14 protein-coding genes are annotated in these 21,802 nt (G+C 30.2%); 5 read left to right on the top strand and 9 right to left on the bottom strand.

From position 1 onward, the window contains the following. Nucleotides 1–8: 8 nt before the first annotated feature. Nucleotides 9–809, bottom strand: coding sequence for an RNA methyltransferase (locus tag Q0997_RS16000; RefSeq protein ID WP_299890600.1), 801 nt, complete (start codon nucleotides 807–809; stop codon nucleotides 9–11). Nucleotides 810–979: 170 nt separating this feature from the next. On the opposite strand from Q0997_RS16000, the gene Q0997_RS16005 reads away from it, so the two are divergent. The 4 genes from Q0997_RS16005 (at nucleotide 980) to Q0997_RS16020 (ending at nucleotide 10,090) form a co-directional block, all read left to right on the top strand. Beyond that, nucleotides 980–5,167 (top strand): T9SS type A sorting domain-containing protein, encoded by a 4,188-nt coding sequence (locus Q0997_RS16005; protein WP_299890602.1) that lies wholly within the window; start codon nucleotides 980–982, stop codon nucleotides 5,165–5,167. 244 nt (nucleotides 5,168–5,411) lie between these two features. Further along, nucleotides 5,412–8,378: a T9SS type A sorting domain-containing protein gene (locus tag Q0997_RS16010; protein ID WP_299890604.1), complete on the top strand. Its 2,967-nt coding sequence runs from the start codon at nucleotides 5,412–5,414 to the stop codon at nucleotides 8,376–8,378. Between the two features lie 418 nt (nucleotides 8,379–8,796). Beyond that, the gene (locus tag Q0997_RS16015) at nucleotides 8,797–9,135 is read left to right on the top strand and encodes a hypothetical protein (protein WP_299890606.1); all 339 of its coding nucleotides are present in this window, start codon (nucleotides 8,797–8,799) and stop codon (nucleotides 9,133–9,135) included. Nucleotides 9,136–9,292: 157 nt separating this feature from the next. Beyond that, nucleotides 9,293–10,090: a DUF6503 family protein gene (locus tag Q0997_RS16020; protein WP_299890607.1), complete on the top strand. Its 798-nt coding sequence runs from the start codon at nucleotides 9,293–9,295 to the stop codon at nucleotides 10,088–10,090. Nucleotides 10,091–10,141: 51 nt separating this feature from the next. On the opposite strand, the gene Q0997_RS16025 is transcribed toward Q0997_RS16020, so the two are convergent. The 4 genes from Q0997_RS16025 to Q0997_RS16040 form a co-directional block, all read right to left on the bottom strand. Beyond that, a complete protein-coding gene (locus tag Q0997_RS16025) occupies nucleotides 10,142–10,513 on the bottom strand; it encodes a hypothetical protein (protein WP_299890608.1) in 372 nt (123 codons plus the stop codon). Between the two features lie 72 nt (nucleotides 10,514–10,585). Beyond that, nucleotides 10,586–11,890: an amidohydrolase family protein gene (locus Q0997_RS16030; RefSeq protein ID WP_299890610.1), complete on the bottom strand. Its 1,305-nt coding sequence runs from the start codon at nucleotides 11,888–11,890 to the stop codon at nucleotides 10,586–10,588. 38 nt (nucleotides 11,891–11,928) lie between these two features. Then, on the bottom strand, nucleotides 11,929–14,907 hold the full coding sequence (locus Q0997_RS16035) for an amidohydrolase family protein (protein ID WP_299890612.1): 2,979 nt from the start codon (nucleotides 14,905–14,907) through the stop codon (nucleotides 11,929–11,931). A 72-nt stretch (nucleotides 14,908–14,979) separates the two neighbouring features. Beyond that, on the bottom strand, nucleotides 14,980–16,047 hold the full coding sequence (locus tag Q0997_RS16040) for a DUF3810 domain-containing protein (RefSeq protein WP_299890614.1): 1,068 nt from the start codon (nucleotides 16,045–16,047) through the stop codon (nucleotides 14,980–14,982). 74 nt (nucleotides 16,048–16,121) lie between these two features. On the opposite strand from Q0997_RS16040, the gene Q0997_RS16045 reads away from it, so the two are divergent. Beyond that, nucleotides 16,122–17,582: an aminoacyl-histidine dipeptidase gene (locus tag Q0997_RS16045; protein WP_299890615.1), complete on the top strand. Its 1,461-nt coding sequence runs from the start codon at nucleotides 16,122–16,124 to the stop codon at nucleotides 17,580–17,582. A gap of 61 nt (nucleotides 17,583–17,643) precedes the next feature. On the opposite strand, the gene Q0997_RS16050 is transcribed toward Q0997_RS16045, so the two are convergent. The 4 genes from Q0997_RS16050 to Q0997_RS16065 all read right to left on the bottom strand — a co-directional run bounded on the left by Q0997_RS16050 (nucleotide 17,644) and on the right by Q0997_RS16065 (nucleotide 21,746). Next, the gene (locus tag Q0997_RS16050; protein WP_299890617.1) at nucleotides 17,644–18,822 is read right to left on the bottom strand and encodes a peptidylprolyl isomerase; all 1,179 of its coding nucleotides are present in this window, start codon (nucleotides 18,820–18,822) and stop codon (nucleotides 17,644–17,646) included. A 143-nt stretch (nucleotides 18,823–18,965) separates the two neighbouring features. Next, nucleotides 18,966–20,186 (bottom strand): peptidylprolyl isomerase, encoded by a 1,221-nt coding sequence (locus Q0997_RS16055; RefSeq protein WP_299890619.1) that lies wholly within the window; start codon nucleotides 20,184–20,186, stop codon nucleotides 18,966–18,968. Between the two features lie 11 nt (nucleotides 20,187–20,197). Continuing rightward, complete coding sequence (gene gldI / locus Q0997_RS16060; protein WP_299890621.1) at nucleotides 20,198–20,734, bottom strand: gliding motility-associated peptidyl-prolyl isomerase GldI; 537 nt, start codon at nucleotides 20,732–20,734, stop codon at nucleotides 20,198–20,200. Then, nucleotides 20,727–21,746 (bottom strand): bifunctional oligoribonuclease/PAP phosphatase NrnA, encoded by a 1,020-nt coding sequence (locus tag Q0997_RS16065; protein WP_299890623.1) that lies wholly within the window; start codon nucleotides 21,744–21,746, stop codon nucleotides 20,727–20,729. Before Q0997_RS16065 ends, gldI begins: the two co-directional genes overlap by 8 nt. Between the last annotated feature and the right edge of the window lie 56 nt (nucleotides 21,747–21,802).

A 21,802-nucleotide genomic window follows, 5' to 3' on the forward strand; every position in this document is an offset into this window, starting at 1 on the left:
TTTTTGAATTATTGAAAATTACGTTGGCGTTTAGCTTCAAAAATTAAAATACCCGCAGCTACAGAAACATTCATAGAATCTATTGCGCCTTGCATAGGAATTTTAATATTTTGTTTAGCAGCTTCACGCCATTCGTTGCTTAACCCAGTTGCTTCTGTACCTACTATAATAGCAGTGGCTTTAGTGTAATCCTGTTCATGATAGGCCTTAGATTCCTGCAAAATAGCGCTATATATGTTAATGCTTTTTTGTTTTAAAAAAGTAATGATCTCTTCAGTTTTTCCTATTGCTATTTGATTTGTAAAGACACAACCAACACTAGATCGTATAATGTTAGGATTGTATAAATCGGTTTTTGGGTTTGCAATAATAACAGCATCAATATTGGCAGCATCAGCAGTACGTAATATAGCACCTATATTACCTGGTTTTTCTGGGGCTTCTGCAATTAAGATTAAAGGCGTTTCAGTTTTAAAGCTTAATGAGTTAATTGTATTCTCTTTAGTTTTAGTAATGGCAATTATACCTTCAGTTGTTTCTCGATATGCAATTTTAGTATAAACATCTTTAGTTATTTCTATAATTTCAGTATCGTTATTTATTAAATTATTTAAGCGTTCAAAAGAAAATAGTTCAGGAAAATATAAAAGTGTTTTTATTTTATAACTCCCTTTTATGGCTAATAAAATTTCGCGTTCACCTTCTATAATAAATTGACCATTTTTTTTACGTTCACGAGATTTTTCTTTTAACAAAATAATCTCTTTTATTAAAGTGTTTTTGGTACTAGTTATCTTTTTAATAGACATTACTGCAGGATAAAATTCTTATATTTATAGATAAGCAAATTTACGCTAATTCAATTATTACCATATCAATAAATAATGATTTTTATTTATATGAAAGTAGGAGAAATTTGTTTTTGGTTGTTATAATCATAACTATTATAATCATCTTCAATCATAAAAACTAAACTATTATGAAAAAACAATTACTTATTATTTTCTTTTTTATTGTTTCACTTTTTATACAAGCTCAAGGTCCACCAGCTCCATGTGGTTTAAGCACAATTACAGAATGTGAATTCAATTCTGACGGTATAGCTACTTTTGATTTAACAGTATGGAGTACATTTTGTAATGTAGATCCAAATGATGTTGGACCAATAAATTATTATTTAACAGAAGCAGACGCTGTAGCACAAACTAATGCTATTCCTAATCCTAATGCATATACCAATACAACCAATCCACAGTTAATATATTATAGCGCTAATTTAATTTCTAATGGGAATTTAGTTTTTGCAGAAGATAGTGTAGAAGTAATAAATACTCCAGTAGCTAATACACCTACAGATTTGGTTGTTTGCCAAGATGACTTAGGTGGTATTGCTAATTTTACTCTAGATGTTAACACACAACAAATTCTTGGAGGATTAGATCCAGTTAGTTATGCGGTGACGTATCACATATCTCAATTTGATGCTGAGTCACAAGTCAACCCATTGGCAGATCCTTACACTAATATATCTAATCCCCAAACTATATATGCTGTAATAGAATCAAATACTGGAAATTGTATTTCTAATATGGTATCATTTCAATTAATAGTAAATACAATAGATATTGTGCCTACAGTAAATGCTCTTGAGATTTGTGGTGATGGACAAGGTTTTGGTGTATTTGATTTAACTCAAAATGAAGATATAATTACTAGCGGTAATACTAATTTATCAATTACATATTATGAAACACAAGTAGATGCATATAATGGGACTAATGCTATACCTAATACTCAAGCATATAACAATACTATTCCATTTAATCAGACTATTTATTACGCAGTAGAAGATTTAACAACAGGTTGTCGTTATGTAGATACAAATACTGTATTACATTTAATAGTACATGATATTATATTAGAGGTTGATAGTTCTAATGTAATAAATGATTGTGCTGCAAATGGTTCGGGTTCGGTTACTTTAAATGCTTTTGGAAATGGCGGACCTTATCAATACAATATAAATGGAGGTGTTTTTCAAAGCTCAAATACATTTAGTGATTTATCTGCTGGGACTTATACATTTACAGCAATAGATGGTTCTAGTTGTGTGCCTGCAAGTATTACTGTTACTATAGACGGTGCTTCAGAGGCTTTAACACTATATGCAGATCCTATAATAGATGATTGTTACGGTCTAAGTGAAGGTGAAGTTACTCTAATTGTTAATGGAGGTGTTGCCCCATATACATTTAGTGCAGATGGAGGCCTTACCTACCAAGCTTCTAATGTATTTACTTCATTAACAGCAGGAACATATGTTTTCGCTGTTATGGATGCTATTAATTGTGTTGAAATAATTGATGTGTTTATTGAGCAAAGTGCACCTGTTATTCAACCAACTCCTCTATATGAACAAGATCTAGATGGTGATGGTATTGCAGCATTTAATTTAGATTCTAAAGTAGACGAGATAACAGCTGGGAATTCAAGTCTTATTGTTTCATTCCACGAGACTCTAACAGATGCGGAAAATGCATTAAACCCTTTAGTGTCTCCATACAATAATATTGTAGCATATTCTCAAACTGTTTATGTAAGAGTAGATAATTTATTACCAAATTGCACATCTTTTACTGAATTAGAGTTAATTACAGAGTACATCCCTTTTGTTGTAAATGAAGCAATATTAAATGCATGTCAAACAGACCCGAATTTTGTAGAAACTTTTGATTTAACAAGTGCAGAGACCGATATTTTAAATGGATTAAACCCAACAGAATATACCTTTACTTATTATGAAACAAGCAATCAAGTAAATGCAATTGTAGATCCCACAATGTATAATAATACATCTCAACAGCAAATACTTTATGTGTTAGTTACTGAAACTGCTACAGGAGAAAATGTAACGACGTATTTATCACTGGTCGTTAATGAATTACCCATAGTAGACTTTGATGGCGGTTTATTAATTTGTGATGGGGAAACTATAGAATTAAATCCAAATACAGGAAATGGTAATTACACTTATCAATGGAATACAGGAGAAGATACATCAACAATATTAGTAAATATTGGCGGTACTTATTCAGTTACCGTAATAAATAATAATACAGGTTGTATGAATGATGGGACTGTATTTATAGACGAAGGTGTTGCGCCTATAGCATCTAACCCTTCAGATTTAACCAGTTGTAATGGAAACACTGTTTTTGATTTAACGACTACTATTCCAGAAATTACAACAAACCTTAATGTAACTATTACATTTTATGAATCTGAAATTAGTGCGTTAACAAATCAAAATCCGATAATAAATACAACAAGTTATACATCTATAGTTGGTTTACAAACAATATACGCTACAGTATATGATACAGCAAATTCACCATGTTTTGCTATTGTAAGTTTCAATCTAATAACAGAAAATTGTCCAGTAATTGTAGACTGTTCTGCAAATCAACCTTTAAATACATCATTTTGTTATACCAATAACAATACACAACAATATAATTTTACGAGTAATGACGGTTCACCTTTATATATCGTTTTTAATTCTGGAATGACAGAAAATAATTTTGATGAACTTATTGTTTTAGATAGTGATGGAGTAACAAATTTAAATGCAGACAATCCATATGGTAATGCTGGCGATCTATCTGGTTTAACATTTTCTACTACAGGAGATTCAGTAACAATCTATATTCAGTCTGATGGTTCTGTTATAAGCTGTACAAATGATCCTATAGATTTTGATGTATTCTGCGGCAGTAATTTTGGTTTTATAGAAGTTAATGCTTTTTTAGATGAAAATAACGATGGTGTTTTTAATGGAAATGATTCTGCATTTACTAATGGTTTTTTTACTTACGAAATTAATAATGATGGAAACATTAATACTGTAAATTCTAATACAGGAAGTTTTGTTATAACCAATCAAGATGAAACTAATAGCTATGATATAACATTTGCTACAAATGATGGTTACGAAAACTGTTTTACTATTCCAACCGCATTATTTGAAAATGTAATGGTGACAACAGGAAATACAATTACTATAGATTTCCCTATAATTGAAGCAATGCCTTGTGAAGATTTAGCGGTTTATTTAATTCCTTTTAGTTCTCCTAGACCAGGTTTTAATTACTGGAATGATTTAGTTATAGAAAATCTTGGAGCTACAACAATAACATCTGGTACGGTTGCTTTTATTCATGATCCATTAGTGAATTATGTAGATGCTACTCCAATAGACTCAGGTTTAACAATAACACCTACGGCTACTGGAGCAAATGTGGATTTTACAAATTTATTACCAGGAGAAACAAGAACAGTGTGGTTTCGTCTTTATACGCCACCTTCTGTAAACTTAGGTGAATTTGTTACAAGTTCTGTAGCATATACAACAACAAGTAATGATATTGTTAGTGATAATAATGTATCGGTAATTACGCAAGAAGTTATTGGTTCTTATGATCCTAATGATATTACAGAATCTCATGGAAGAGATATTATATATGATGATTTTATAACAACAGACGAGTATTTATATTACACAATAAGATTTCAAAATGTAGGTACAGCTGAGGCTATAAATGTTCGCATAGAAAATACAGTTAGTTCTCTATTAGACTTAAGTACTTTAGAATTTATTAGAGCAACGCATGATGTAGTTATGACTCAAAATAACAACCAATTAACATGGACCTTCGATAATATTAATTTACCAGCTCAATCTCAAGATGACTTTGGTAGTAATGGTTATGTGCATTTTAAAATAAAACCTACAGCAGGTTATGCTATTGGTACTATGATACCGAATACAGCAGAAATTTATTTCGATTTTAATGCACCAGTGATTACTAATACATTCGTCACTAATTTTATTGAAAATAACCTATCTATTTCAGATTTTGATATCAATTCATTTTCACTGTACCCTAATCCAGCAAAAGATATAGTAACTATTAAATTGAACTCTATTGTAAATGGAGAAACTTCAATAGATGTCATAGATATTCAAGGTAAGAGAATCATTAATAAAGTATTATCTAATCAAACTCAAGAGTTGCAATTAAACGTTTCTAATTTAGAGGCAGGAGTTTATTTTGTAAAGCTGAAAAACAATGATAATGAAACAATTAAAAAGTTAGTAGTCGAATAATTTTAATTATTCAGTTTTAAGTAGGAAAAGCTTCAGTTAATACTGAAGCTTTTTTTTATAATTAAGTTTGTACAAAAATGAAATGGTTGTTTGCGATTATGAATTGGTTCTAGTATGATTTGTTTTTTTTTAAGAGTTTTATGAAAATAATACTGTTGAGTTTTTAAAATACTTTATGCTATATGGTAACATAATTAGTAAAAAGAACACATACTATTGTAAATATTAATCAAAATTAAATTTCATGAAACAAAAATTACCTTTTTTACTTTTCGGTTTGCTAATGTCAATGCTTAGTTATTCTCAGGTTGCCAATCAACCATCAGACTTAATAATTTGTGATGACGATGATGATGGTTTTGCTCAATTTAATTTAACATTTGTAGATGCAGAAGTTTTAGGTTCGCAAAACCCTAGTGATTATAGTATTAGTTATCATGTAAGCCAAAATAATGCGGATACAAATAATAACCCTATAGTTAATTTAAATAATTATACTAATATTACTAATCCACAAGTAATTTATGTTAGATTAGAGGATAATGTTACCGGAAGTTTTGATACCACTAGTTTAAATTTAGAAGTGCAGATTGCTCCAACTATTTTTACGCCAACAGCATTAGAAAACTGTGATCCAGATGGTGATGGCTTTGGAGTTTTTACATTAACAGATGCAGATGCCGAAATTACTGGAGGAGCTTCAGGTTTAACAGTAACTTATCACGAAACAATGGCAGATGCAGAAAATAATACAAATAGTTTACCTACTGTATTTAATAATTTTGTTACAGGTACTCAAACTATATATGTTAGAGTAGAAGATGCAACTTTAACTGTTGATTGCGCTAGTTTTGTAGAATTGCAATTAATCGTATATCCATCACCAGTAATAAATCTAGCTTATGATAACGAACTTAATCAATGTGATGACTTGGATGTTAATTATAATGAAAACAATGATGGTTTTTCTGTTTTCGATCTTACACTAGAAATACCTGAAATAACAAATGGAAATACAAATTATAGTGTGACTTTTTTTGAAACGAATGCAGATGCACAAGCAAATGTTAATGTTATAGCCAATCCAACAGCATATACTAATATTGTAGTTGGAAATCAAACACTATATGTTAGAGTAACAGATAATAATTCAGGCTGTTCATCATTCACAACAACAACAATAAGAGTTTTGCCTAATCCGTCACCAGGTAATCCAGACGATTTAATAGTTTGTTCAAACTCAAATAACGAGATATTCGATTTAACTCAAAACGAACTTATTATTTTTAATGGAGAAGTAGGTAATACTATTAGTTATTATACCTCACAAGCAGATGCAATTACTGCAACTAATGCAATAGTAAATCCAACATTTTATAATAATACTAGTTCTCCAGAAACTATTTATGTTAGACTAGAAAATAACATGAGTGGTTGTTTTTCGTTAGTGAATTTTGATATCGTCGTAAATTTATCGCCAGAAGTGGTACCAGTAGATGATTATATTATTTGTGAATTATTTGCAGATGGTGTAGCTGTTTTTGATTTAGAGTCGAAAACACCAGAAATTCTTAGCCTAGTAGATCCTTTTAATACAGGTGATTTTTCTGTAACTTATTATGAAACACAAGTAGATGCAGATAATGCAATTAATGCTATTTTTGGACCATATACTAATGTTAGTAATCCACAAACAATATATGTAAACGTTACTACTACTGCAGGCTGTGATACATCTGCTATGAATTTTAATATAGAAGTACAAGAAGCAGCACAAGCAAATAGTGATGGTGTACCAATAGTTTATGAACTTTGCGATGATAATATAGAGTTCGATGCAGATATAACAAATGATAGTGCTCAATTTGATTTATCAATCCAACATCAATTAATATTAGATGGTCAAAATCCTGCCAATTATTCAGTAAGTTATTACAATAGTCAAAATGATGCTGATACAGGTGTTAATTCATTACCTCTTTTATTTAATAATACTATTAATCCACAAACGATTTATGCTCGTGTAGATAATAACAACTCAAGCTGCTATGATACTAGTATCTTGACTCTACAAGTAAAAGAGTTGCCTAGTTTTAATTTAGATAATACCTATTTGCTATGTGTTAATACCAATGGAACGCAAACAGTAAGCACACCAATAATAGACACAGGATTAAATACTACTCAGTATACTTTTGAGTGGAGTTATGAAGGAACTGTATTGCCATCGGAATCAGGTGCATCAATACAGCCAATACAAGGCGGTAATTACTCTGTAATAGTTACAAATATTAATACATCATGTTGGAGTAATGATACAACTTTAGTAGAGGTTAGCGAACCTCCAGTATTTACTGCAGAGGTTACATCGATTCCTTGTAGTAGTAATAATGTTATAAATGTAACGGCAAATACTACTATGCAAAATTCCATTGGTTTATATGAATTTAAATTAGATAGTGGAGTCTGGCAGACTAATAGTCCTAATGATGGAGTGTTTACATTCGAAAATGTATCTGAAGGGAATCACATAATAACTGTAAGAGATCTAAACGGATGTGGAGAAACATTTGTTAATATTACAGTTTTAGCTTGTGTAGATTCAGATTCAGATGGTGTTCAAGATAGTGATGAAGATATAAATGGTAACGGGAATTTAGATGATGATGATACAGATATGGATATGATCCCTAATTATTTAGATGATGATGATGATGGAGACAATGTACCAACTAATGTTGAGATTAATATTCCAACAACTAGAATGGCACAACATCCTTTTGTTGATACAGATTTAGATACTATAGAAAATTATTTAGATGATGATGATGATGGGGATTTAATACTTACAATTAATGAAGATTATAATAATAATGGAGATCCAACAGATGATGATACAGATATGAGTGGAACACCAGATTATTTAGAAGCTAATGTGGCTTTAAGTGTTGAAGATTTTAATTTAAATAATTCATTCTCTCTTTATCCAAATCCTGTAAAAGAGAATGTCATTATTAAATTAAATACTATTATAGATAAAGAGGTTTCAATTGAGTTAATAGATGTTCAAGGAAAAATAATTATTAGTAAAACACTACCTGATGAAGTTCGAGAGATGCAATTAAATGTTTCTAGCCTTTCATCTGGGGTCTATTTTGTGAAAATAGAAAATAGTAATAATGCGATTATTAAAAAGTTAGTAGTAGAATAATTGTAATTATCCAGTTTTAAGTTGGAAAGTCTCATAAAATAAATTATGAGACTTTTTCTTTATGTGTTATTAAGTTTAAGTAAAAATGAAATATATAAGAATATAGCAAACAGGCAAGGAAGCGATATAGAGTAACCAAATAGTTGAAATAAAAATACGTAGTTCTACGTATTTTTTATTTGTAAGAATAAGTTCTTTATTTGCAATCTTAATTTAAATTATCGCATTCCCTAATTAAAACTATCTGTTTACTCAATAAAAAGAATAATTCCCTCGTTATATCTTTTGCAAAAAAAACATTAATATATCAAAGACCAGATAATATGGGTATGGCAAAACCAGCAACTTATTACAGGCAATAATGGAAAAAATATTTATAATATTAGTACTAGTAATATCGTTTTCTAATTGTAAAACAATGCAAAACGATAAAGAGAAACTTCTTATTGGTAATTGGATAGAAGAACAGAGAAGTGACGATAAAAAAGAATGGAACTTTACAGAAAAAGGAACCGTGAATTTATATTTTAATAATAATATAAATGGCTCTTTCTACTATTCAGTATCAAATGAATGTCCTAAAAAATGTGAAAAATATAAATCTAAATGGAAAATTGATAATTATTTATATTTAAAAAGTACTAAAGACACTTTAAATACTAAATGTTATGAAATTATATTTGAAGAAAATAAAGATGTTTCTTTAAGATATTTGCCTCTTGAAAGAGATACTTTTGAAATATTAAAAAGAAAATAAAATTAGGAAAACCCTCATAATTATGAGAGTTTATTTTATATTAAGTAGCATTTCATTATTCAGTTTTAAGTTGGAAAAGCTTCAGTATAAACTGAAGCTTTTTTTGTAATGATTATTTTAGTTGTACGACAAAAAGGCAAACCAATAAACTATAAAAATGAAAAATTACTTTGTTGCAGTTATATTACTAATAGTAGTATCTGCATGTAAACAAAAAACAGAAACTGTTGTAAACGAAGATTACTCTGAAAAGGTTTTAGACGTAACAACATCAGTCTATCCAGAAAACATTACGAAAGTATTTAATGCTCATGGAGGTATTGACTTATGGAACACTTTTCAAACTCTAGAGTTTACTATGAAAAAAGACTCTGGAGATGAAAAAACAACAACCGATTTAAAAGACCGTCGTTCTTTAATAGAAACCGAAACATTTGCTATTGGTTATACAGGAAAAGAAGTCTGGTTACAAAACAAAGGGGGAAACGAGTATAAAGGAAAACCTAAATTCTACTATAACTTAATGTTTTATTTTCATGCTATGCCATTTGTATTGGCAGATGACGGTATTACTTATACAAATGTAGAACCATTAAAAGCAGAAGGAAAAGAGTATCCAGGAATTAAAATAAGCTATGGAGCAGGAGTAGGAGAATCTCCTGAAGATGAATATATTTTATACTATGATACTGAAACTAATAAAATGACTTGGTTAGGATATACTGTTACTTATTTTACAAAAGAAAAAAGTACAGAATGGTCTTTTATTAAATATGCAGATTGGCAAACTTTTAATGGTATTGTTTTACCAACTAAGTTAGAGTGGTATAAGTCTGAAGGCTTTACTATTGGAGAAAGGAGTAACGAGTTATTATTTTCGGATATAGTATTATCTAAAGATAAACTGGAAGAAAATGTTTTTTCAAAACCAGAAGATGCTGAGGTAATAGAATAATCTATTAACTATTGATAGAATAAAAAAAGCGAGCTATATAGCTCGCTTTTTTTAGTTTTTTATATCATATATAATTTGTGAAATTGGCATTTTCGGATTTACAAAATTACCAGTAAACATTATGCGTTGTACTTCTATATCTAAACTTGGCTGAACATTAATATCTATGTTGTTAAACGCTCTTCCTATATTATCAGATGAAATAATAATCTGACCCTGTCTTATATCATCTATATGTTTTATAATTGTAGTGGTTTCATTAATATTATTACTAATATCATTTAGCCTCTTATAAACGGTATCAAAGTTACCTGTATTACCAGTAGTAAGAAATAATGGATTTTCATCATTTTGTTTTATGTTTTCTTGAGAAAATCCAAAGTAACTTATTAAAATAAATGTAATTGATAATAAATATTTCATGATAATTAATTTTTGTATTTATTAGAGTAACGTTTATTTAATAGTCTTTTTAATTGCTAAGTTGTTACATTTTTATTGTTTATATTTATTACTATAACGCTTATACAATTCTGTTTGGTGTGATTCTAAACTAATATCTCTACCTTGAATATAAGCTTTTGTTAACTTGTTTGTACGCATATCTAGAGCATCACCTTCACTTATAAAAAGCGTAGCGTCTTTTCCAACTTCAAGAGAACCCACTTTGGTATCTATACCTAAAATTATGGCAGTATTTAATGTAATTAAACTTAAAGCTTGTTCTTTAGATAGTCCATATGCAGCACATGTACCAGCTAAAAAAGGAAGGTTTCTTGCATTCATACGTTCCATTTGCCCTGCATTTTCTAAACCAACTAAAACGCCAGCATTTACTAACTCATTTGCAAGTGTATAAGTAGCATCATAATTATCATCATCACTATCACTATTACTATGAACGCGTTGTAATAAAACGGGTACATTATTTTGTTTTAGAAGATTAGTAACCATATTAGCTTGATAACCTCCAACAATAACTATTTGTTTTATGTTATTCTTTTTTGAAAAATTAATAGCATCTGTAATGCCTTTTTGGTCATCCACATGAATATATAATTTTTTTGAACCATTAAATAAACCTTGTAAAGCTTCATAAGGTAAATGTCTTGGCGATTTATTACCTGCATTATAGGCCTTACTTTCTGTAATGTAATTATTTAGTGTTGTAACTTGTTCGTTATATTTTTTATTCGGTTTTAAATTAGAAGGCTCGCCTAACCACCAACGCCCGCGAGAATATGCATTTGGCCAATTCATATGTATACCATCATCTTCTTTAACAACTGCATCTTCCCAATTCCATGCATCAAATTGTACAATAGAAGACGTTCCAGAAATACGGCCACCTCGTGGTGTAATTTGTCCCATTAATACACCATTAGGTCGCATAGATTCAATAACTTTAGATTCTGTATTATAAGCAATCAAGCTTCTAATATGAGGATTCATTGCACCTACTTCTCTAAGATCGTTAGATGCCCTTACGGCATCAACTTCTACTAAACCAAGTGTAGAATTAGGGGCAATAAAACCAGGGTATATGTGTTGTCCGCTGGCGTTAATTACTTCCATACCTTTTAGGTCTATCTTTATTTGTTCGGCATTAGCTATTGTTTCAATTTTTCCATTTTTTATAATTAAACAACTGTTATTAATTACTGTCCCATTACCTATATGAGCTATAGCTCCCATAATTGCAATGGCTTTGGTTTGTTTAGGAGCTGGTGTTTGTTGCGCAATTACCACTATTGAAAATAGTAATGTAAAAGCAAATATTTTATATTTTAAATTTTTCATCTGAAAATTATTTTATATTTAAGATTGTATGCCGTTATTTAGAAATTTGTGTCACAGTGAAAATGCTCTTTCTTTTTCTTTTCTACTGGCTTTGTTTTTAAACCTTTATTTTTAGCTTGTAACATTAAAGTGGTAAGCTCGTTTTTTTCTTTTTTTATGGCTTCTCGTTTTTGTTTATCTGTAGTTATGTCAAAATAAGTAGCGCCTTCTATAATAGTTCTTTCTGCTTTAGAATAGATAGACATTGGGTGATCACTCCATAATACAACATCTGCATCTTTTCCAATTTTTATACTTCCTACTCGGTCATCTATATGTAATAATTTAGCTGGGTTTAAAGTCACAAACTTCCATGCAGCTTCTTCGCTTATATTTCCATATTTAACAGATTTTGCAGCTTCTTGATTTAAACGTCTAGACATTTCTCCATCATCACTATTTATAGCTACTGTTACACCAGCATTATGCATAATTGCTGCATTAAATGGAATAGCATCATTTACTTCATATTTGTATGCCCACCAATCACTAAATGTAGAGCCTCCAACACCATGAGCTTTCATTTTATCTGCAACTTTATAGCCTTCTAAAATATGTGTAAAAGTATTGATGTTAAAATTGAATTTCTCTGCTACTTTCATTAACATGTTTATTTCACTCTGTACGTATGAGTGACAGCTTATAAAACGTTCTTTATTTATAATTTCTGCAATTACTTCCATTTCAACATCCTTTCTATAAGGCTTACCACTTTTCTTTAAAGCATCGTATTCTTTAGCACGTTGAAAGTAATCTGTATACACTTGTTCTACACCCATTCTTGTTTGTGGGAAACGTACTGTATTGTTATCTCCCCAATTACTTTGTTTTACATTTTCACCTAAAGCAAATTTTATAAATTTTGGAGCGTTTTTATATATCATATTTTTGGCTGTCTCTCCCCATTTAAGTTTAATAATTGCAGAACGACCTCCAATTGGGTTTGCAGAACCATGTAGAATTTGAATAGAAGTAACACCACCAGAAAGGTTGCGATAAATACTTATGTCTTCTGGATTTATAACATCTTCTTGAGTAACTTCGGCAGTAGAATTATGTCCCGCTTCGTTAACCGAAGATGTTGCAATATGAGAGTGTTCATCTATAATTCCAGAGGTTAAATGTTTACCTTCTCCATTTATTATTGTAGCACTAGGCGCGCTAATATTTTTACCAATTTTTGATATTTTACCATCTTTAATTAATACATCTGTATTTTTAAGAATACCCTCTTTTTCATTAGTCCAAACAGTAGTGTTTTTAAATAATATAGTTTCTTGTTTTGGTAAGCTAGCATTGCCATAAGCCATATTAGGATAGGTGACTGGGAAGAATTTGTTATTTTCTTTCTTTTCATCATCTTTCTTTTCATCATCCTTCTTTTCATCTTTTTCTTTAACTACTTTTTTTGCGTAAAAGATTGATTCATTTCCATTAGGAAAATAAACTTTACCATCGAAGTTATTTTCATTAGTTATATTAGAAACGAGTCTAATAAATTCTTGCTTTGTTGTATCTACAGATGAAAAAGTTAAGTTCAACCAATCTTCTTTAAAACTAATTTTTGAACCTAATTTTTTTTCATTAGCCTTTACAGAAGCTTTTAATTTCTCTAACTCTCCAGTTATTGACAATTCATAATCTGTAGTTCCTAAATTAAAAGTATAATTACCACGAATATCTTTAGTATTCATAGGTTTAATCTCATCTTTAATTCCAGTAACCCAGTTTTGATAAATAGTAGTTTTCTTATCAAAAAGATCTCCAGAAGTTACAAGGAAATTTGCATATGTCCCCACTTTTAAAGAACCTAACACGTTACTTTTTCCAATAATCTTTGCAGGTATTGTAGTTAAAGCAGCTAAAGCTTCTTCTTTACTCAAGCCAGCTTCAATTGCTTTTAGAAGATTTGGCATTAAATCTTTAGGCGCTTTAAGTTTATGCGTTGTAAATGCAAAATCTATATTGTTTTCAGCTAATATTTTTGGATTAGATGGTTTTTGATTCCATTCTCGTAAATCTGCTAATTCTACTGCACTAGCTAAAAAAGGATCTTCCATATCATAAGCATCAGGAAAATTTACAGGAATAATAAAAGAGGCATTAGTTGCTTTAATGTCTTTTACATACTCATACTCATCACCACCACCAACAAAAACATATTGTGTATTAAATTGGTCGCCAATATTATCTAAGCGTAAAGCATTCATTTTACTACCAGCATACATTATTTGCACCTTGTTTTTATTTACAATAAAGGCTTCTAAAGCACGGTCTTTTTCTTTAGCATTTCCAGTAGCATACCAATTAGCATCCATATTTACTTGTCTTAATAAAGCAAAAGCTCCCATAATAGAAGTTGGATATGCTTGTTTTGATGCAGCGCTTTTACTCGTGCCTAAATATTGACCAGATTTTTCAGAAAGAATTCTATTAGCATCTGTTCCTTTAGAATTTAAAGCAATTAAAGTCCCAGTGCCTCGTACAATACCATCTTCTATATGTGTATTTACTGTTCCAAAACCAGCTTTTCTTAATTCTTGTGCAGCTTTAGAATCAAATTCAAATTTTGAAATTGCATTTTGATCTGCTCTAATGTGATCATTCCAATAATATCCTTCTCGACCAGCATCGTATTGAGGTCTTCTAGAATTATCTGAAGGTTTACTTGGTTTTTTTACACCAAAAGTAGAATAGATATCTATAAATGAAGGATATATGCTTTTTCCAGTTAAGTCTATTTTTACGCTATTCTTAGGAATAGAAACAGAAGTACCTACAGAGACTACTTTACCGTCTTTAATTAATAGTGTTCCATTTTCAATAATTTGAGATGGAGAGACGTGAATTTTTGCGTTCGTTAAAGCAGTGTAATTAGAGTTTACGGTTTTTACACCATCGTTTTTTGGAGCATTTTCTTGTGCAAAAAGAGTTGTTAATGACAAGAAAGCTGTAAGGAATAAAAGTCTTTTAATCATGAGTTAGTTAAAAAATAATGGATTAAGCATTAAATATAATAATAAGGCAATAGACGAAACAAGTGAATTCTGTTAAAGTGTTTTATCTTCAAAATAATTAACAAGTAAGGCGACAACATAACTATAGCTTTTCATGCCATCTTTTTGGCTATTTGCTTGTAAATAGGTGTTATATGTTTCGTGAAAAATAGGCTCAAAAGGATTTTTATAACTATCCCAAAATTCGCGTACTTCCTTATAGTTTTTTAGAATACCTTTATTTACAGTTTCTTTTAATTTAAAGTATAAATCTGGATCTCTACGATAGATTTCATGAAGACAATGTCTTAATCCAAAAGTATAGCCAGAATATTTAAAATAAATATCTCCATGATTTGTTGCTGCTAAGCACCCAATAAAATTTGCTTCATTTTCTGCTGCATAGCCTAATTGATGAGCAACTTCGTGAGAAGCTGTAGTAGCAATCTTAAATGAAGGAATTAAACTATTGGCTTGGGCTTCATTAGTTAAAGGGTTTAAATAACCGCTAAATCCCATATAAGTTAAGGGTAAGCTTAACAATGATTTTTTTATACTCTTTCCATTGTATTCTAAATTTGGAAATATATTTTTTAAGGATAGATAACCTTCAGGTACTTTTTTTAAAATTTCTGATTTAGAATATGGAAAGTCTACTTTGATAGAATCGTTTTTTACAATTTGTAAATGTATGGCGTTTGATTTATTAATCAATTTATGGGTCACAGAAATAAGTGTTTCAGTCGAGTAGCTAGCTGCTAAATTTAAATTTTTATGTAGCGGTAAGCGATAATAGTTAAGTCCCCAAAATAAATGAAAAGCAATGTAAATTATAGAAACTGCAGAAAAAACATCAATTAACCAATTTTTAAAATCTTTAATGACTCTTTTTCTATTTATAAAGAGCCATCGTATTATGTATATAATACTAAAAGTGTATACAAAATCGCCAAAAGAGAACGGTATCCAACCTAAACTATATCTAAACAGTTTAGATAGTATTGGGTATAAACCATTACTATAATAAGTTTCAATAAACTCAGGGAACATTGCCAATAGTTTTACTATTAAAAAGGCTGGAATAATAGAAAGAGCAATAATTAGTTTTTTGTTTTTAAGCATATTTCAAAAATAAGGAAATGTTTCTTACCATTAATTGTGTATTAATTACCTTTGCGACACTTAAAAATAAAACAATGAATACTGAAATAAGAGAATTAGAACCTAAAGAATTGTGGAATAAGTTTGCAGATTTGAATGCAGTACCTAGAGCTTCTAAAAAAGAGGAACGTGTTATTGCTTTTATGAAAGATTTTGGAGCAAAACTTGGATTGGAAACTATAGAAGATGAAGTTGGAAATGTTATTATTAAAAAACCAGCTACCAAGGGATTGGAAGATAGAGTTACTATAGTAATGCAATCGCATTTAGATATGGTACATCAAAAAAATGCTGATACAGATTTTAACTTTGATACTCAAGGAATAGAAATGTATGTTGAAGGTGATTGGGTAAAAGCTAAGGGTACAACTTTAGGCGCAGATAATGGTTTAGGAGTTGCTACTATTATGGCCATCTTAGAAAGTAATGAGATTGAACATCCAGCTATAGAAGCTTTATTTACAATAGATGAAGAAACTGGAATGACAGGAGCAATGGGATTAAAAGGAGGTATTCTTTCTGGAGGCATATTATTAAATTTAGATACAGAGGAAGATGATGAAATAGGAGTAGGTTGTGCAGGTGGAGTAGACGTTACGGCCACTAGAACTTATAATGAAGAAGACACTCCCGAATTTAAAATAGGATATGAACTTACAGTAAAAGGACTTCAAGGAGGCCATTCAGGTATGGATATTCATAAAGGTCTAGGCAATGCTAATAAGATTATGAATCGTCTTTTATTTGATGGTTTTGAAAATTTTGGTTTGCGTATTTCTGAAATTGATGGTGGTAGTTTGCGCAATGCAATACCAAGAGAAAGTAAAGCTATAGTAGCTATTGATGCAGTGCATGAAGAAGCATTCAATGCTGAAATACATCAATTAGCAGAAACAATAAAAACAGAATTAAAAACTATGGAACCAGAACTAACTATTATGGTTTCTAAAATAGAGGCACCAAATAGTATCATGGACTTAGGTGTTCAAGAAGGTTTAACACGTGCTATTTACGCTGCTTTAAATGGTGTTTTTAGAATGAGTGCAGATATACCTGATTTGGTAGAAACCTCAAATAACATTGCTAGAGTTATAGTAAAAGATGGACATATTAAAATAGGATGTTTAACACGTTCATCTGTTGAGAGTTCAAAAATGGATTTAGCTAATACGTTAAGGGCTACTTTTGAATTAACAGGTTGTGAAGTAGAATTGTCTGGAGATTATCCAGGTTGGACACCTAATATGGATTCATCTATTCTAAAAGTTTTAGATAATTTATATCAAAAATTAAATGGAGAAAAAGCACATGTAGCTGCTTGTCATGCAGGATTAGAATGTGGTATTTTAGGTACTAATTATCCAGATATGGAAATGATAAGTTTTGGGCCAAACATTAAAGGAGCACATTCTCCAGATGAACGTGCTCAAATTTCTTCAGCTCAAAAATACTGGAAGTTTGTATTAGAGATATTAAAAAATATACCTAAGCAGTAGAAAGTATAAAGTTGCATAATAAAAAAGCCTTCAGCTAGAACTGAAGGCTTTTTTATTATACTTATTTATCTACAATATTTACAAGTTCAATGTCGAATACTAAATTTGAATTAGCAGGAATTGGCCCATTAGCAACACCTCCAAACCCTAAAAAAGAAGGTATAAATACTCTTGCTTTATCTCCAATATTCATTTTTAGAAATGCTTCTCTAAAGCCAGGAACTAATTTTGCTCTAGAATTATAAATAGTATCGAAAGGCATATAAGCTCCTTGGCTATCAGATTCTTCAGTATAAATACCATTTGCTTTTGCTACATCTTTCCAGGTTGTGTAAAATAATGTCCCATCTTCTAAATACCCTGCACAATCAATGTTTACATAATCTGACGGTTTTGGTTTTATACCAGTGCCTTCTTTAGTTTTTATCATTACAACTCCTGACGGTAATTTTATAGCGTCACCTTCTAAGTTTTTATTATCAATAATAAACTTTTGACGCGATTTTTCTAAAAGAGCTTCCTTTCTATTCTTTTCCTTTTCAAGTTCTATAAAGTGGTTATCAAATACTTTTGGAGCATCAAATTTTTTTGCATCTACACCCTTTCTTATAACATTTAGCTCATTAATAATAACTGCTTCAATTGGTTTATTTTTCTTATCAACTTTAACATTAGAAATTGAATCTTGTATTTCTATTCCCTTTATTAATTCGCCAAAAACAGCATGACAATATACTCTACTATCACTACAGTTTTTTAAATTACCGTTTGCATAAGCATCGAGATTAGGTTTTGGAATTTCAGTTATAAAAAATTGACTCCCGTTTGTGTTTTGTCCAGAATTTGCCATAGATAATATGCCAGCTTTGTTATGCTTTAATTTGGGATTAAATTCGTCATTAAATCTGTAACCTGCATTTCCCCTTCCAGTAGCAGTTGGGTCTCCGCCTTGAATCATAAATTGATCCATCACACGATGAAACGTTGTACCATTATAGAATTTTTTTCCAATAAAAATACTATCAACTCTATTATTGTTTCCTTCTGCTAGAGAGACAAAGTTGGCAACAGTTACAGGTGCCTTTTTATAATACAGTTTTGCAATCATAATACCCTTATTAGTTTTAAACTCTGCATAGAGTCCTTCTTCCAGATCTTTGTGATTATCTTCACAGGAAAAACAGGTAATACTTATAATTACAGTAATAAAAACTTTAATTATTTGCTTCAAATAGCTCATCTATTATTGTCGTTTTTTTGTTTTTAGGATAAATAGCGATATTTATTGGTTTGTTAAACACAATGTTTTTATGATGGGAAAATAAAACAAAAAAAAGTCTTCAGCATAAAACTGAAGACTTTTTATTAAGTATGTATAAAATATTATTTTTTAATCTCTACAAGTTCTATGTCAAATATTAAGTTTGAATTCCCAGGTATTGGACCATTTGGAGCAGATCCATATCCTAAATGAGAAGGAATAAATACTTTTACCTTGTCTCCCGTTTTCATTTTTAAAAATGCTTCTCTAAAACCAGGGATTAAAGTCGCTTTTGCATTGTATGGCTGATCAAAAGGATTGTATGCTCCTTGTTTATCAGCAGCTTCATTGTATATTCCGTTTGCTTCGGCTACATCTTTCCAAGTTGTATAGAATAATTTACCATTTTCAAAATAACCAGCACAATTTACGCTTACTTTGTCTGTAGGTTTTGGTGTAACACCATTACCTTCTTTAGTTTTTATCATTACAATTCCAGATGGCATTTCAATAACTTCTCCTTTAACGTTTTTATTTGCCTCTTTGAAATTTGCAGCTGCAATTTTTGCCTTTTCTTTTATTGCTTCTTCTTGTTTTTGCTTTATAGCAACAATCTTTTGAGCAAGTTTAGGCTCTTCTTCAGTGAAAATTTTAACAGCATCAAACGCTTTTGCACTAGCACCTTTACGAATTATATTTAGTTTTGTAATTACAACATCTTCTAATGGTTTATTCATACTTGTACGTTCTTTAGAAACTGATACATTAGAAATACTGTCTTGTACTTCAAGTCCTTTTACTAACTCTCCAAAAACTGAATGACAGCTAACTCTTGGTCTGTCACAAGGCTTTAGGTTTCCATCCTTATCAAAAGCATCTAAACTTTGATATGGAACTTCAGTAATAAAAAATTGACTTCCATTAGTATTTAAACCTCCAGAATTTGCCATAGATAATATTCCAGGTCTATCATGTTTTAGGTTTTTATCAAATTCACTATGAAAACGGTACCCAGGATTTCCCGATCCAGATGCAGTATGATCACCACCTTGGATCATGAATTTATCCATAACTCTGTGAAAAGTAATACCATCATAATACGGTTTTCCTTTAAATTCATCAGCTACTTTTGGATGTGTTCCTTCTGCTAAAGCAACAAAATTTGCTACTACTACTGGTACTTCCTCATAATTAAGTTTAGCAACCATAGTGCCTTTAGTTGTTTGAAACTCAGCATATAAACCATCATCCAAATCTTTATAATTATCTTGGCATGAGGCATTAGTCATGGTCACTAATAAAGCGACAATAAAAATTTTCATCATTTGTTTAAATTTATTCATGTTTATTAAAATTATTTTTTTGTTATTGAGTTTACTGTAACTTTACTTCGTATTGGCATATTTGTGCCAATTTTATCTTCATCTCCATAATAACCAAAAGCTTTTTGAGAAGGAAAAATAAAATGAAAAGTTTCACCAGCTTGCATAAGTTTTAGTCCTTCGCGTAAACCAGAAAATAATTCTTGCTGATCCATAGCGTAGTTTTGTGTTTTTAAGGCTTGTGTAGAATAGATTATGTTACCATTTAAATCTGAAATATTATAATTGTAATTAATAATATCTCCAAATTCGGCTTTAGGTGTATTATTTTCTAGTGCAGTTTCAATCGCATACCAAAAACCATTCTCTGAAGCTTGAAACTGTAAAATAGTATCTTTTGTAATAATAGCTTTGATTAGCTCATTTTCTTTTTTTAGAAGCAGTTTGTTTCTTTCTATTGATTGATTAATAAAAGATCCAGACTTTGCAGATATTGGTTTTCTAGCTTCTGGAGTTTTACAACTAAAAGTAACAATTAGTAATATTAATATTATAATGATTTTATTCATTATTAAGGGCTTTACTATAGATTGGTAATATACTAATAAATTTTTCAACTGTACTAGCTAAAGAAGTGTCGCTTTTACCTCCAGCAGCATTGGTGTGTCCACCGCCTTCGAAATGAGCTCGAGAGAATTCGTTAACAGAGAAACTACCTTTAGAGCGAAGAGATATTTTAATAATCCCTTGATTTTTATCTTCAATAAAAATAGCAGCTAAAACAGTTTTATTTAGAGATAACGCATAGTTTACAAAACCTTCAGTATCACCTTTTTTATAGTCTAGTTTTTGTAATTCATCTTGCGATAATGTAATGTATGCAGTGCGATATTCAGGAAGTACTTTTAAATTCCCTAAAGCACAACCTAAAAGTTGTAAACGATTGTATGAGTTTGTATCATATACATTATTATGAATTTGAGTGTTGTCTGCGCCTTTGTCAATCAAATCTGCTATAATACGATGTGTAGTACTTGTTGTAGAGCGAAACCTAAAAGACCCTGTGTCTGTCATAATTCCTACGTATAAGCATGTTGCAATGTCTTTGTCTATATCTTTTAATACTTCTAATTTTGCAAAAAAATGATATACCATTTCACAGGTTGAACTCATTGTAACATCACTAAACATATATTTAGCATAGTCATCTGGTTGTTGATGATGGTCTATCATTATTTTTATTGCATTACTATTATCAAGAATAGTTTCCATAGAGCCTGTTCTATGTAATGCGTTAAAATCTAAAGTAAATATAATATCGGCAGTATTAATAAGTGTTTCACTGTCTTCTTTTTGAGTATCATATTTTAAAATACTGTTTTCCTTAGGAAGCCATTTTAAAAAGTCTGGATAGTCATTTGGAGCTATTATAGTTGCTTTATGATTTTCGTTTAGTAAATATTGTAATAAACCTAAGGTAGAGCCAATAGCATCACCATCAGGATTTTTATGTGGGACAATCACTATTTTTTTTGGAGTAGTTAATAGTGCTTTTATCTCTAAAATATCTTTTGCATTCATAGGCGACGAATATACAATTTTTTAATATGGATTAGTATTGTTTTTTTGAAGAAATA

This window comes from uncultured Lacinutrix sp. (genome assembly GCF_947500325.1).
Lineage (GTDB): Bacteria > Bacteroidota > Bacteroidia > Flavobacteriales > Flavobacteriaceae > Lacinutrix.

What these genes read in the sequence shown, in the direction of transcription:
- Q0997_RS16010 (WP_299890604.1), top strand. Translation starts at nt 5,412, where the DNA reads ATGAAACAAAAATTACCTTTTTTACTTTTCGGTTTGCTAATGTCAATG.
- Q0997_RS16040 (WP_299890614.1), bottom strand. Translation starts at nt 16,047, where the DNA reads ATGCTTAAAAACAAAAAACTAATTATTGCTCTTTCTATTATTCCAGCC.
- Q0997_RS16050 (WP_299890617.1), bottom strand. Translation starts at nt 18,822, where the DNA reads ATGAGCTATTTGAAGCAAATAATTAAAGTTTTTATTACTGTAATTATA.
- Q0997_RS16005 (WP_299890602.1), top strand. Translation starts at nt 980, where the DNA reads ATGAAAAAACAATTACTTATTATTTTCTTTTTTATTGTTTCACTTTTT.
- Q0997_RS16035 (WP_299890612.1), bottom strand. Translation starts at nt 14,907, where the DNA reads ATGATTAAAAGACTTTTATTCCTTACAGCTTTCTTGTCATTAACAACT.
- Q0997_RS16055 (WP_299890619.1), bottom strand. Translation starts at nt 20,186, where the DNA reads ATGAATAAATTTAAACAAATGATGAAAATTTTTATTGTCGCTTTATTA.
- Q0997_RS16065 (WP_299890623.1), bottom strand. Translation starts at nt 21,746, where the DNA reads ATGAATGCAAAAGATATTTTAGAGATAAAAGCACTATTAACTACTCCA.
- Q0997_RS16015 (WP_299890606.1), top strand. Translation starts at nt 8,797, where the DNA reads ATGCAAAACGATAAAGAGAAACTTCTTATTGGTAATTGGATAGAAGAA.
- Q0997_RS16025 (WP_299890608.1), bottom strand. Translation starts at nt 10,513, where the DNA reads ATGAAATATTTATTATCAATTACATTTATTTTAATAAGTTACTTTGGA.
- gldI (WP_299890621.1), bottom strand. Translation starts at nt 20,734, where the DNA reads ATGAATAAAATCATTATAATATTAATATTACTAATTGTTACTTTTAGT.
- Q0997_RS16020 (WP_299890607.1), top strand. Translation starts at nt 9,293, where the DNA reads ATGAAAAATTACTTTGTTGCAGTTATATTACTAATAGTAGTATCTGCA.
- Q0997_RS16000 (WP_299890600.1), bottom strand. Translation starts at nt 809, where the DNA reads ATGTCTATTAAAAAGATAACTAGTACCAAAAACACTTTAATAAAAGAG.
- Q0997_RS16045 (WP_299890615.1), top strand. Translation starts at nt 16,122, where the DNA reads ATGAATACTGAAATAAGAGAATTAGAACCTAAAGAATTGTGGAATAAG.
- Q0997_RS16030 (WP_299890610.1), bottom strand. Translation starts at nt 11,890, where the DNA reads ATGAAAAATTTAAAATATAAAATATTTGCTTTTACATTACTATTTTCA.